The 12,450-nt window shown below is 60.2% G+C and carries 11 protein-coding genes; 7 read left to right on the forward strand and 4 right to left on the reverse strand.

The window, feature by feature from the left end; all coding sequences use genetic code 11:
• Positions 1-6 precede the first annotated feature (6 nt).
• A complete protein-coding gene (locus AC3RLQ_RS00130; protein WP_493033201.1) occupies positions 7-1,290 on the reverse strand; it encodes a hypothetical protein in 1,284 nt (427 codons plus the stop codon).
• A 140-nt stretch (positions 1,291-1,430) separates the two neighbouring features.
• Between AC3RLQ_RS00130 and AC3RLQ_RS00135 the strand changes: the two genes are divergently transcribed.
• Positions 1,431-3,797, forward strand: coding sequence for a hypothetical protein (locus AC3RLQ_RS00135; protein WP_493033203.1), 2,367 nt, complete (start codon positions 1,431-1,433; stop codon positions 3,795-3,797).
• Positions 3,794-4,360, forward strand: a complete 567-nt coding sequence (locus AC3RLQ_RS00140; RefSeq protein ID WP_493033205.1) for a hypothetical protein — start codon at positions 3,794-3,796, stop codon at positions 4,358-4,360. The genes AC3RLQ_RS00135 and AC3RLQ_RS00140 overlap by 4 nt, the downstream gene beginning before the upstream one ends.
• 201 nt (positions 4,361-4,561) lie before the next feature.
• Here the strand turns inward: AC3RLQ_RS00140 and AC3RLQ_RS00145 are convergent, their stop codons facing one another.
• Positions 4,562-5,668, reverse strand: a complete 1,107-nt coding sequence (locus AC3RLQ_RS00145; RefSeq protein WP_493033207.1) for a Gfo/Idh/MocA family protein — start codon at positions 5,666-5,668, stop codon at positions 4,562-4,564.
• A gap of 43 nt (positions 5,669-5,711) precedes the next feature.
• Positions 5,712-6,071: a DUF3147 family protein gene (locus AC3RLQ_RS00150; RefSeq protein ID WP_493033209.1), complete on the reverse strand. Its 360-nt coding sequence runs from the start codon at positions 6,069-6,071 to the stop codon at positions 5,712-5,714.
• A gap of 106 nt (positions 6,072-6,177) precedes the next feature.
• Between AC3RLQ_RS00150 and AC3RLQ_RS00155 the strand changes: the two genes are divergently transcribed.
• Positions 6,178-7,422: a di-heme oxidoredictase family protein gene (locus AC3RLQ_RS00155; protein ID WP_493033211.1), complete on the forward strand. Its 1,245-nt coding sequence runs from the start codon at positions 6,178-6,180 to the stop codon at positions 7,420-7,422.
• Positions 7,423-7,557: 135 nt separating this feature from the next.
• On the opposite strand, the gene AC3RLQ_RS00160 is transcribed toward AC3RLQ_RS00155, so the two are convergent.
• On the reverse strand, positions 7,558-8,784 hold the full coding sequence (locus tag AC3RLQ_RS00160) for a serine/threonine protein kinase (protein ID WP_493033213.1): 1,227 nt from the start codon (positions 8,782-8,784) through the stop codon (positions 7,558-7,560).
• 86 nt (positions 8,785-8,870) lie between these two features.
• Here AC3RLQ_RS00160 and AC3RLQ_RS00165 point away from each other — a divergent pair, with 86 nt between their 5' ends.
• From AC3RLQ_RS00165 to AC3RLQ_RS00180, 4 genes are read left to right on the forward strand one after another with little or no spacing between them, the layout of a single operon-like run.
• A complete protein-coding gene (locus AC3RLQ_RS00165; RefSeq protein WP_493033215.1) occupies positions 8,871-9,977 on the forward strand; it encodes an ABC transporter ATP-binding protein in 1,107 nt (368 codons plus the stop codon).
• Positions 9,974-10,831 (forward strand): ABC transporter permease, encoded by an 858-nt coding sequence (locus tag AC3RLQ_RS00170; RefSeq protein WP_493033217.1) that lies wholly within the window; start codon positions 9,974-9,976, stop codon positions 10,829-10,831. The genes AC3RLQ_RS00165 and AC3RLQ_RS00170 overlap by 4 nt, the downstream gene beginning before the upstream one ends.
• Positions 10,828-11,598: an ABC transporter permease gene (locus AC3RLQ_RS00175; RefSeq protein WP_493033219.1), complete on the forward strand. Its 771-nt coding sequence runs from the start codon at positions 10,828-10,830 to the stop codon at positions 11,596-11,598. Before AC3RLQ_RS00170 ends, AC3RLQ_RS00175 begins: the two co-directional genes overlap by 4 nt.
• The gene (locus AC3RLQ_RS00180; RefSeq protein ID WP_493033221.1) at positions 11,595-12,371 is read left to right on the forward strand and encodes a YdcF family protein; all 777 of its coding nucleotides are present in this window, start codon (positions 11,595-11,597) and stop codon (positions 12,369-12,371) included. The genes AC3RLQ_RS00175 and AC3RLQ_RS00180 overlap by 4 nt, the downstream gene beginning before the upstream one ends.
• Positions 12,372-12,450 lie beyond the last annotated feature (79 nt).

The raw sequence follows: 12,450 nt of genomic DNA on the forward strand, positions 1-12,450 counted from the left end.
GGATGGTTACTTCTGGTCCTTCAAGGCGCTTTTCTGCACTTCCATGGCATCTTGGAGTGCCGATTGGTAATCCTCCAAAATTTCCTTTGGCACCTTGCGTGCCTTCATGACGTCGAGGACGAGTTTTAAAGCTCCTACGTCATCTGCATCGGATGCGTCTTCTGCAAAAATTGTCAGTCCCTCTTCTGCAGGGGTGAGTTGTTCAAGCAGAGGTTTGACTTTGGCATCGCGTTGCCCTTCTGGCAGTGCCTGCCAGAGGCTCCAGACAGCGGCGACCGAATTGGGATAATCTGCCGCCCAGCCTTCGGCGGCGGCCAGGTATTCCTTGTCCTCATTGAGTTCGCGGTGGGAGTCGGCCAGCATGGACCAGGAGTCCTCGTCATGGCCCACAGATGCGCCGATCTTTTTGGCCCACACAATGGTGTTTTTGTAGTCGGATGCGTCGTAACTGCTGGCTGCACGCATCAAGTAGAGAACGGGATTGGTCGGGGCGATTTTTTCCAGATCGTTCAATGAGGTTTCCAGTTCCTCCTTTTTGTCATCCATCTGAGAAAGCACCCCCAGCTTGGTCGCCAGGAACACTTCGGAGAGCACTGCTGGCAGCCTTGAGGCTTCGAGCTCTTTGATGAGCGCATAGGCTTTGTCGGTTTCACCATCCTGAACAGCGACGCCCAGCTGGATGAATTTCGCGGACTGCTCCTTGCTCATTCCTTCCTGCGATGAGGCTGCCTGAAATCCCATCAGCAAGAGTGCGGAAAAGCGCGTGTTGACCGTGATGTTTTCGAAGTCTGTCAGCTGCCATTGTCCGCCGCGGCGCAGCAGCCACCAGCGTAGTTTGAACTCGACGCCGTCCTCGTCATGAGTTCTTGCAATGATCACGGCTTTGTCGCCGGTGAGATCTATGCGGCGAATTTCGGCATCAAGGAACAGAAAAAACGGGCGCATGATGGGGAACATGCGCTCGCTGGTCAGCAGCATGGCATTTTTCAGCCGGAGCTTCTTGGCCTCGGGGGGCTGTTCCGATGCCCCGGAGTAAGTGGCCTCGATCAGGGCGTCCCAATTGACCATCTGCAGATAGTCACGGATACGCATCTGGTAAACCGCATTTTGGAATTGGGACAGCCACTTCACCAAGTCGCCCTGCGTGGCGGCATCGATGGTGGGAGCACCCGACAACAGGGTGACACGGATTTTGGCTGGAGGCGCGCCCGCAGGGGGCGTTTTAGCGAAAATGGCAGAGTGAAAAATCAGTGCCAGGCCTGCTAGCAGGGCGGTGAATGGACGGCGCATTGCCAAAAAATGTGGCAGAAACAGTCCGAACTGACAAGTATTGGCACGGGGTTTGTTATACATTCCGCATAGGAAACGCTGGCTTGAACATCTGTCGCATGGCAGGATAGTCCAGCATCCTTCCCCTACACAGCGCCCCCATGTCGGAGCCGAGTCTATTCAGACATTATCAAATCGTTCAAGACGCCGACGGCAACAACGTCGAGCTCGTTCGTAATTCCGAACAGGTGGCGGTGCTGGCGTTTGACCTAGAACGGCTGGAATATGTGCACTGCCATGTGCTGCTGGAGCCCCTGGCAAACCGTGCTGCATTTGAGGAGGCCTGCAAACTGCTGCAGAAGCGCGGCCACCCCGCGCTGGCGCGCATGATTGAGTTTGGCGAGGACGAGGGGAATCCTTTTTACATCACCAGCAATGTGGACGGAGAGGCCCTGCGGCCCTACCTCGCCCGGCTGCAGGACATTCCCGGATGGCTCGCCATCATGATCGCCACGCGTGCAATGGAGTCGGCGGTGGCGCTGTGTGAACGAGGTGAGTTTCTTTCCGAGTCTCCGCTGGATGGACTGCGCATTGTGCAGACCGCGCCGCAGGCCGTGCAGGTGCTGGCGGCGGATTATCATGTGATCGAGACCCCTGCCGGGAAAAAGCGGGCTCTGAAGACCAGCTTTGAAAAGCAGGCCAAATTTCTGCGCACCTTCCTCGTGGAGCAGGGGGGCACGCTGCCGGACCACGCCCTGGCGGTGGCGGATTTTGCCGAACTTCTGGGGGCCTGCCTTTCCAGCGCAGGGGTGGGCGTGATCGCCGCCATGCGCGAGCTGCGCACCAGTTTGCAAAAGCTCGCGCCAGCGCAGCTTTCCGGGGAGATCCCCACGGCGCAAAAACCGCGCGCGCTGCTGGCCCCGCTGCTGGCCGGGTATCAGGACGTGGCACGCGGGCTGGTCAATCTGGTGCGCATTCAGAGCCAGCGCCTGGACATGGCCAATCCCTACAGCATGCGCGGGACGCTGACGAAGACGGGACGGTCCGTGCTCATTGAGCAGGTGCCGCCCGCGCGTATTTCGCATACGCGCGTGAAGGAGGCTGATGATGCTGCCTTCAAGATCACCAAGCAGCGCGACAATCCGAGCCTCATCACCCTCGCGCTGGTCAATGAGTCGGAAGACATCACGTGCCTCGCGGAGGAAATCGCCGAGGGCATCAGCCTTGCCGAACTCATGCGGGAGCGTCACTGCCTGGAAGTGCAGGAGGCCTACCTCGTTCTGGCCGGGCTGGACACCGCACTCACGCAGCTGGACAAATCCACGCTGCCGACCAACAAGCTGCGGCTGGAGGATATTTTCCTGCTCACTGGATTTGCCCGCGAAGATTCGCGCAGCACCAAGCTGCTCGTCTCAAAGCTCAATGAGTGGCCTGCTTTTAACATCATCGTGCGTGCGCATCCCACGCTGGCTTCCATGTCCGGGCGCGGCACCGATCCTGCGGTGCTCCTGCCACCAGGGCGCGATGGAGCGACTGCCACGGCATGGCATGGCGGATGGCTTGCGGCCTTGTGCAAATTCCTTCTTGGTTTTGAGCCCCCGCTGGGCATTCACGTGGAAACCACAGGCGGTGCGCGCGAGCGCGAAACTGTGGCGCGCCTGTTGGATGATGAGATCGCCAAGGTGGCCGAGACCAAGCCAGCGCAGCGCAGCGACTTCCTGGCCCGCTATGCGCGCATCATTCAACATTATGACCTCGCCAAACCCAATGAACCCGTGCGTGCTGGCGGCACGGAACCTGCCGTGAGCCCTGGCTTGAAGTCACGTCCCCAGACAGTTCCTGTCTCCAAAGCACAGGCACCGGTGAAGCGTGAAGTTTCAGCGCCCTTGGCAATCGCTTCCTCCCGCCCATCCCCGGTTGCGTTGACTTCCGGAGGTGCAGCCAGAGGTGGGGACGAGCCCACGATCGGCTTTGCCGAGTTGCTCTTCCGGAATGGGGGAGACCCCTCTCCTCCTGAGGCGCCCGACTGGGCGCTCGCCGCCGCCAGCGCGCCACCCACTTTGCCAGCGCATCTCATCGTGCGTGAGGAAGTGCCCATCTGGCTGAAGGCTGCGGTGTTTCTCAGCGGCTCCATGGTGATAGGTGCCATGTGCGCACATCTTTCCGGCTCTGCGCTCTGGCAGAAAAAGCGCACGCCAGCCCCGGTGGAGGCCACGGCCCCGGGCCAGCCTGCCAGCGCTGCTGCGGTCGTCAAGCCTGCGCCGAAGGCTATTGCTGTCGAGCCTGACGTGCCCAAGGCGATTCCGGTCCCTGTGCCTACGCTCCCGCTGGATGTCACCGCGCCCCCGGAGAGCAGTGTGCCGCGCGGCGGGATCTTCCCAACCGCCTCGGACTCGATAGTCACCGCACCACCGGAAAGCAGTGTGCCACGCGGCAGCGGCGTCTCACTCACTTTACCGTCAGGGGCTACGAACCAGCTGCGCGATCAGCTCCCTGCGGGCAATCCACCTGCACCACCACCGCGATGAAGACATTGTTTCGTGGCTTTGCCGCAGCACTGCTCGCCTGCGCACTCACCGCCTGCCCTGAGACCACCGTCAACGAGGACTTCGGACTGAAGCCCGCCGTTCTCAAAGCTGGGGACTGGAATGGCAGCTGGACGCCGGTGGATGAGGGTAATGACGACGCGGTGCAGTTCACCGTTACCAACGCTGAACAAGGGCTCCTCGTGCTGACCGAACCTGGCAAAAAGGACGCCAAGCCCATCGAGTTCCGCATTCGCCGCGCCAGCGCTGACTCCAAGATCAAGCTCTGCTTTGCCGTCGCCCATGAGCGGGATGCCAAAAAGCCTGGTAACGCTTCTCTGTTTCTCATGCGTACAGCTGAGAGCGGCGTGGTCTATACTTGGGGAATCAATCACGATGCCGTGGCCGCAGCCATCAAATCCGGGGAGCTCAAAGGCAGCGTCAAGCCCGACAAGGACGGTGCCCACAGCCATCTCGACTCCACTGCCGCGAACTATGAGAAGCTGCTGGAGCCGCAGTTTTGGAGCTGGTCAGAGCCGACTTGTCTGAAGCGCGCGAAGCAGTGATGCAAGAGCCGGCTGGCTGGGGATGCCGCCAAGGTCCCGTGAAATGTACTTCGCACTTTAGATGTAGACATCATGCGCGCTCGCCGGTGGCATCATGCCTGCGCCGCTTCCATTGAGGAAGCACTTGTTCCACCTCAACTGAATGACGTTTTTCCTGTATGAAGCTGGTGGCTTAGACTGCCCACCGTGATTGATCTTTGATCAGTCGTTCAGTGAGATCACGCGCGAGCCCTCTTTGGCTGAAACCAGGCATGCATCCAGCACTCGTTGGGTCAGCAGACTGATCTTGGGCCAATGGGCATCGATTTTACCATCGATCACGAGCTGGGAAAACGTGTGAAAAAGTCCTGCCTCCTGCGAACCGGGCGCGTTGCTGCTTGGCTCATCGATGGCTTCGATCTGGCGGCCTTCGTGCATGTGGGCCAGGCAACGATCGAGTGCGAACTCGGAGCGCGTGAGGCTGTACTTCGTTTGAGGGCCGGAGAAGGGCAGCACAAAGTCGGAGACCTGCAGCAGACCTTTGTCACCGCTGACGATGGCCCATTGTGCATTGGTTGTGGTGAAGGAGCAGTAGAAGGAGGCGTTCGCGCCGTCTGCAAAGCTCAGCGTGCCGGAGAATTCCAGCGGCACGGCAGGTGCATCGGCCGTCTGCTGTGTTTTCGTGTGGATGCGGCCCGTCACCTGAACGGGCGTGGCGTAGTTCATGGCCCAGAGGGTGAAACGCAGGCAATACCAGCCGAGATCACCCAGGCAGCCCAGCGGCTCGAGCTTGCCATGTGCGCGGATGTTGCTGCGCTGGAATTCGTCATCGCTCATGAAGCTGAACTGCGTGGCGATGTTCCGCACCTTGCCGACATCGTGGTCCACCACCTCGCGCAGGCGCTGCAAACGCCGTCCGTGCATGAACATCACTCCATCCATGAACTGCACGCCGTGCTGTTCGCAGGCGGCGATGATCTCCGCCACATCCGCCGCGGTCACGCCCACCGGTTTTTCCACCAGCACATGCTTGCCGGCCTGTGCGGCGCGGATCACCCATTCTTTGCGAAGGCCCGTGGGGAGCGGGATGTACACGGCATCGATGTCCGTGCGTGCCAGGAGCGCCGTGTAGTCATCCATCGCCTCCGGCAGGGCGGCATGTGGCGCGCTGCTCTGGCATTCCGCAATGAAGGCCTGTGCGCGTGAGAGATCACGGCTGGCCACCGCTATGAGCGTGGCATTGCCGGCGTCACGAATGGCCTGCCAGTTTTTACGGGCGATGAAAGCGGCGCCGAGGATGCCCCAGCGGCAGTGGTTGGGATTGTTCATGCCGGACCAAGCATGCGCCCCTGCGTCCAGTCAAGCGGCAGGCTCACAGCATCAAACCAAAACGTGCGGTGATGGCGCGCAGCACTGCAAAGAGCAGAAGTGTCAGCACCGCGCTGCCGCCGAGAGCGCCGTGAAAGCCCCACCAGCGTTGGAACACCGGGAAGAGCAGAAACATAGGCAGCGTGGGAAGTACATACCAGAAGATGTAGTACATGTGGTCTGCCGTCTTCTGCGCCCGCACTTCGGGCGCGCTTTCGTAGTGGACCCAGAAGAGGGTGATGAGGCTGACGAACGGCAGGGCGGCCAGCAGGGCGCCGAGCTTGTCGCTGCGTTTCACCATCTCGCTCACCAGGGTGATGATGCCCGCGCTGAGCAGGTATTTGAGGATGATTTTCAGAGTCATGGCGGTGAGTGGGTAATAAAAATGTGAGTAACGATTTTCGGTGCGCGGGATTTCTCCGGTCAACGAGATCACGCACAAGCGTGACAGCAGCCAACTCAATCTTGTCATGAAAGCGATCCGCATCACCTCATATCTCGCACTTGCCCTGGCGTCTTCCTTTGCGCTGCATGTGATGGCACAGCCACCCAAGCATCCTCCAAACCGCCCGCAGCATCCGCCTCATCCACATTCACCCCCACCGAACGGCGCGAAGCCACCGCAGTTTGGCGATGCTCTGCCGGGACTCACGAAGGCGCAGATGGCGACCTTCCTCGATGGCAAAGATGATTTCGAAGATACGGAAACTGAGGCCAGCGGGCTGGGGCCCATCTTCAACCGCTCCTCCTGTGTGACCTGCCACAACGCGCCGGCCACAGGCGGCGCGGGCTCCATCAATGTCACGCGCTTTGGCCGCACGGAAAACGGCGTGTTCAATCCACTCGCCTCGCTCGGTGGTTCGTTGCAGCAGGAGATGGAGATCAATTCTGCGCTGCACGAGGTGGTCCCGCCGGAGGCCAATGTGGTGGCGCATCGCAACTCAACGCCTCTCTTCGGCCTTGGACTGATCGAGGCGATCCCGGAACAGGAAATCCTGCGCAATGTGCGGCGCACGCCGCTTGATGGCGTGCTGGGGAAGGTGTCCAAGGTGGCGGACGCAGCCACCGGCAAGACCCTCATCGGGCGTTTTGGCTGGAAGGCCCAGCAGGCCACGCTGCTGAGCTTTGCGGGTGATGCCTATCTGAATGAAATGGGCATCACCAGCCGCCTGTTTCCGGTGGAAAACGCCCCGAACGGCAACGCCCAGCTCCTCGCGCAGTATGATACGGTGGTCGATCCGGAGGACGTGGTTGATCCGGCCACCGGCAGGGGAGACATTGATCGCGTGGCCGACTTCATGCGCTTCCTCGGCGCGCCACCACGCCTGCCTCCCACCAATTCAGCGGCTGCCGGACGCAACGTGTTTCAAAACACCGGATGCGCTGTCTGTCACGTGCCGCTGATGATCACTGGACCGAACAAAGTGACTGCGCTGAATCAGCAGGAGGTCTGGCTTTTCTCCGATCTGCTTCTGCATGACATGGGATCGCTCGGCGACGGAATCGCCCAGGGCACTGCGGATGTGCGTGACATGAAGACCGCGCCGCTCTGGGGCCTGCGCGCCAGCGCCCCTTATCTGCACGATGGCCGTGCTGCGACGATCGACGAAGCGATCAAAGCCCACGACGGCGAAGCGAAGGCTTCCAAGGAGCGATACATGAAGCTCAACAAGCAGCAGGTGCAGCAGCTCATCGATTTCCTCATGTCCATTTGATGGAGTGTGTCTGTGTGAGGGTTGGAAGGTGTGAAGCAGGCAGCAATGCCTGCTTCATTCGTTGTCTTTGACTGGCTGCAAGAAGCACAAAAACAAGACCTGCATTCGCCTCAAGCTAAAGATAAGAAGTTCAGCTCAACGTTGTTTCTGTGCCGCACCACTTTTCGCCGGGGTGGTCTTCTGGCCGCAGCGCGGCAGAACAAAGATGGCGAGCAGGAGCACGACCGCCGCGGCAGCGATGGCGATAGGCTTGTGGCTTTTGATTTTGTCCAGTGCGTCTGTCAGAGCCGTGGATTTTGCTGCTAGAGGCGTCGGCTTGCGGGGCATAGGCGCTGAGATTTTGCGCTGTGCGGGCATCAAAGCAGCGGTGGGGCGCTGGGGCCTGTTGGCCGCCACGTGCATTCCCGGGGAAATGGGGATCGTGCTTGAAGTGGCATTTCGCGCGCCTTGCTGGGGATTGGGCAGGACCACAGGCGCAGAAACCTGCGGCTGGACGAGATTGACTGGCGGCGGGGGAGGGGCGCTCTCTGCGAGTTCGGCGCGTGTCGATGGCAGTTCCGGCAGGTTGGGCGCTTCACGGCGCTCGAACAACTCCTTGGCCGCACCCGCCTTGCGCGGACGTTGTTCAGGGTCCACCGCCATGAGGTGCATCACCCAAGCACACATCCAGCCCGGGACATGAGAGGCGAGTTTTTGCAGGGGGGGCAGATCATGGCCGAGGTGCTTCAGCTTCAGTTCCTTCAGGACACGAGCGTCAAAGGGAGGTCTTGCCGTGAGAGCCTCATACAGGATGCAGCCAAGAGCGTAGACATCAGTGCGGCGGCGGGTGGTGCCGTCCTGCCATTGTTCGGGGGCGGTGCAGCGGTAGGCGCGGATTTGTTCCTCCTTGCTGTCATTTCGAGCGGCGAAGCCTTGGCCAAAGCCGTGCAGCGTCACCTGCCAGTCGGCGGCGGATTTGCCGGAGATGCGTACGTAATCAGGCCGCAGGCTGCCGTGGACGATGGCCTCCTCGTGAAGGGCTGAAACCGCCTCCAGGAGCTGCCGTGCGACGGTTTCAAACTCCTTCTCGGTGAGGGGGCCGCGTTCTAGTACCTCGGTCAATGTTTCTCCCGGCAGCACCCCTGCCACAATGGTGTAAAAGCCGTCTTTGTCGGCACCGAAATCGATGAGCCGGTCGAGGTGCGGGTTTTGCAGGGGGGCAAGCTGGCGGAACAATTCCTGGAGGCCCTCGATTTCCTCTGGTTTGTTGGTTTTGAAGCGTCTGAGCCGCAATTCATCGCCGCGTTTGTTGTCTCGGACGAGCAATAGCTTGCTGGCGGTGTCCTCTTCCAGAGGACGCAGAATTTCAAAACGGGAGGACATCGGGTAAAGCTGGCCCGTTCCAGCGAATCCCGCAAGCTTCTTGCCACATCCATTATTTCCACGCTAAAGTGCCGACCCATTCCAGCATGGAAGATTTTCTCGTTATTGATCACGTGTCCAAAAGCTTCGGCACCCAGCGTGCCGTGGATGATGTGGCGTTGACCGTGGCGCAGGGGGAATCGTTTTCACTTCTCGGGCCCAGCGGCTGCGGCAAAACCACCCTCCTGCGAATGATCGCGGGGTTTGAGCGGCCTGACCATGGGCGCATTTTGGTGGGGGGGAGGGACATCACCGAGCTGCCTCCGGAACAGCGTCCGGTGAACACGGTATTTCAAAATTACGCGCTCTTTCCGCATTTAAGCGTGTGGGAAAACATCGCCTTTGGGCTGCGCATGAGCCGCCGTCCGCGTGAGGAAATTCGCAGTGGAGTGGAGCGCATGCTGGAACTCGTGCGACTCAGCGAGCATGCACGCAAGCGTCCCGCCCAGCTCAGCGGGGGGCAGCGGCAGCGAGTGGCCATCGCGCGAGCTCTGGTGAACCGCCCCCAGGTGCTGCTGCTGGACGAGCCGCTGGCGGCGCTGGATCTCAAACTGCGCCAGCACATGCTCATGGAACTGAACACGATTCACGAGCAGGTCGGCACCACCTTCATCTATGTGACCCATGATCAGGGCGAGGCGATGAGCCTGAGCGACCGCATCGCCGTGATGAATGCGGGCAAGGTGGAGCAGGTGGATTCGCCGGAGAATCTGTATGAAACACCGCGCAGCAGCTTTGTGGCCTCCTTCATTGGGGATGCCAATTTTTTCACAGGGGTCGCAGTCGAACTGCAGCACGAAGGCTACGTGCGCGTGCTGGTGGACGGGCTGGGCAGTCCGCTGGTGCTGAGCAATGGCGCGGTCTCGGCGAACCAAACACTGCGGCTCATGGTGAGGCCGGAAAAAATAAGCCTCACGCTCACCCGCCCGCCGAGTGGTGAGAGGGTGAATGCCTTCCGTGGGGTGGTGGAGGACATGGCCTACTTCGGCTCACACACTCGCTACCGCATTCGTGCAGGCGAGCACAGCATCCTGGCCCAGCAGCAGCGCAGCCGCTTCAGCGGCGGAGAGATTGATCCCGCGCGCGGTGCGGAAGTGTGGATGAGTTTTCATCCGGATGAAGGCCGCGTCGTACGGCTGGAGGAGGCGGCATGAGCATCGAAGCCCGGACTGCCAGGCAGTGGATGATTTCATTGCCCTCACTCACATGGCTTGCCGTGTTTTTTGTGATCCCTGCCATCCTGGTCATCATCACCGCATTTCGGCCGGCAGATTTGCAGGGAGGAGTCGGACCGGGCTGGACGCTGGCCACACTGCGAGAAGTGCAGGATCCTGCCTACCTGCCCATCCTGTGGCGAACTTTCTGGCTCAGCGGAGCGACCACGGTGGTCTGTCTGGCGCTGGCGCTGCCGGTGGCCTATCAGATGGCGCGTGCCGGGCAGCGCATGCGGCAGGTGCTGCTGCTGCTCGTGGTCATCCCGTTTCTCTCGAATTTTCTGATCCGCATCTTTGCGTGGAAATCTCTGCTGCATCCCGAAGGTCCGCTGACGAAGCTGCTCATTGGACTGCATCTCATTCCGGAGGATGCCGTGCTGCTGAATCACGTGGGCACGGTGCTATTGGTGCTTGTCTACACGCAGCTGCCGTTCGCGATCCTGCCTCTCTACGCTGCGGCGGAGAAGTTTGACTTTGGGCTGCTGGATGCGGCGAGGGATCTCGGAGCCGGGCCGTGGCGTGCGTTTTCCAAGGTGTTCATTCCCGGTGTGCGCCGAGGTATTATCTCTGCCGCGGTCATGGTGTTTGTCTGCTGCCTGGGGCAGTACGTCATTCCGCAAATGGTGGGTGGCACGTCGGATGAAATGCTCGGCAGCAAGATCGCCCAGCGCGTGTTTTCAGACCGCAATCTGCCGCATGCCAGCGCCTTGGCGGGCGGGCTGATGCTTGCCGTGCTGGTGCCTATGGTCGTGATCGTGCTGTGGCAGCAGTTTGGCAGAAAGGAGGCGGAGTGAAGCGCTCCAGGCTGCCTGCGGTGATCACGATTGGAGTGATCCTGTTTCTGTTCGCGCCACTGGGCGTTCTGGTGGTGAATTCGTTCAATGCATCGCGTTTTGGCGGTGAGTGGGAGGGCTTCACCTGGAACTGGTATGAGAAGCTTTGGTCTGCGGGAGATGTCTGGGAATCACTCTGGATCACGCTCAAGATCGCCGTCTCCGCCTCCCTGGCGGCGATGGTGCTTGGCACTCTGGCGGCCTATGCGCTGCATCGGTTCCGCTCCTGGCTGCAAAACGTGCACCACCTGCTGATCACGCTGCCGCTGGTGATGCCGGACATTCTCATGGGCATGTCTCTGCTGGCCTTGTTTGTGCTAACGGGCGTTGAAACCGGGATGCTCACCATCTGGATTGCGCATGTCACCTTTTGCCTGAGTTTCGTGACGATGGTGGTGCTGGGCCGTCTGCAGGATTTCGATTTCACCCTGCTGGATGCCGCCCGTGATCTGGGTGCGACCCAGGCCAAGGCCGTGAAAAAAGTGCTGGTGCCTCTCCTGCTGCCCGGTGTGCTGGCCGGCGGGTTGCTGGCTTTCACGCTTTCGATTGATGATTATGTCATCACCTTCTTTGTCTCAGGGCCAGGCACCACCACCCTGCCGTTGCGTGTCGCCAGCATGATGAAAACCAGCCGCAGCCTTCCCATGATCAACGCACTCAGCACGCTGCTCATTGCCAGCACCTTTCTGGTCGCCGTGTGCAGCTCCCGCCTCCAACGCCGCTTATGACCTCCTTCTTCAGATCCCTGGCTGATTTCCTGGAACCCACCGGGCTCATCTGGCTCATGCTCTCGGCATGGGTGGTGGTCATGATCCACCGTCGCCGATGGCGGGCACTGATCGTGCCGGGCACTGCGTGGCTGGTGCTGACGCTCACCTCCGCCACGATCTTATCGCATTCCTTGCTGGCTGCCCTGGAATCTCAGTGGACTCCAGTGGACCTGACGGCAATGCCCGAATGCGACGCTGTCATCGTCCTTGGTGGCGGCATGGAGCCCTCTCGCAACGAGCCGGCGGGCATTCATTTCAAGGGCGGGGCAGACCGATTGTTTACCGGCTTGATGCTTGCGAAAAAGGGCAAGGGAAAGCTGCTGGTCCTTGGCGGTGGTAGTCTGAAGACGTCTTCTGGCACGGAGTCAGAGGCGGATGCCGTCAAACTCTGGCTTGAGGAGTGGCAGATCTCACCAATTCCGGTGCAAAGTCTGGGCCACTGCCTGGATACTCATGATGAGGCCGTCAAAGTCTCTGCATTGGCGGTCAAACATGGCTGGCAGAAGGTTGCGCTGGTGACCTCCGCCTACCACATGACCCGCGCCAGAGCTGTTTTTGAAGCCGCTGGCACCTCGGTTGTGGCTGTGCCCTGCAACTACAACAGCGAGTCCTTGCGTGAGCACCAAGTGAAATGGCTGGATGTCCCGAATGCCACGAACCTGTGTCATTTTGAGACTTGGATGCATGAAATGATTGGTTGGTGGGCTTATCGCATCGTTGGCTGGGTTTGATGCACCTTATTTTGGCCTGCATTCTGCTTAGAACGCAGGAAAGAAGGCTTGCTTTTGAACCATAGTGATGGTCATGTAG

The organism is Prosthecobacter sp. GW821-HT29F12, assembly GCF_058803405.1.

What these genes read in the sequence shown, in the direction of transcription:
- AC3RLQ_RS00130 (WP_493033201.1), bottom strand. Translation starts at nt 1,290, where the DNA reads ATGCGCCGTCCATTCACCGCCCTGCTAGCAGGCCTGGCACTGATTTTT.
- AC3RLQ_RS00135 (WP_493033203.1), top strand. Translation starts at nt 1,431, where the DNA reads ATGTCGGAGCCGAGTCTATTCAGACATTATCAAATCGTTCAAGACGCC.
- AC3RLQ_RS00140 (WP_493033205.1), top strand. Translation starts at nt 3,794, where the DNA reads ATGAAGACATTGTTTCGTGGCTTTGCCGCAGCACTGCTCGCCTGCGCA.
- AC3RLQ_RS00145 (WP_493033207.1), bottom strand. Translation starts at nt 5,668, where the DNA reads ATGAACAATCCCAACCACTGCCGCTGGGGCATCCTCGGCGCCGCTTTC.
- AC3RLQ_RS00150 (WP_493033209.1), bottom strand. Translation starts at nt 6,071, where the DNA reads ATGACTCTGAAAATCATCCTCAAATACCTGCTCAGCGCGGGCATCATC.
- AC3RLQ_RS00155 (WP_493033211.1), top strand. Translation starts at nt 6,178, where the DNA reads ATGAAAGCGATCCGCATCACCTCATATCTCGCACTTGCCCTGGCGTCT.
- AC3RLQ_RS00160 (WP_493033213.1), bottom strand. Translation starts at nt 8,784, where the DNA reads ATGTCCTCCCGTTTTGAAATTCTGCGTCCTCTGGAAGAGGACACCGCC.
- AC3RLQ_RS00165 (WP_493033215.1), top strand. Translation starts at nt 8,871, where the DNA reads ATGGAAGATTTTCTCGTTATTGATCACGTGTCCAAAAGCTTCGGCACC.
- AC3RLQ_RS00170 (WP_493033217.1), top strand. Translation starts at nt 9,974, where the DNA reads ATGAGCATCGAAGCCCGGACTGCCAGGCAGTGGATGATTTCATTGCCC.
- AC3RLQ_RS00180 (WP_493033221.1), top strand. Translation starts at nt 11,595, where the DNA reads ATGACCTCCTTCTTCAGATCCCTGGCTGATTTCCTGGAACCCACCGGG.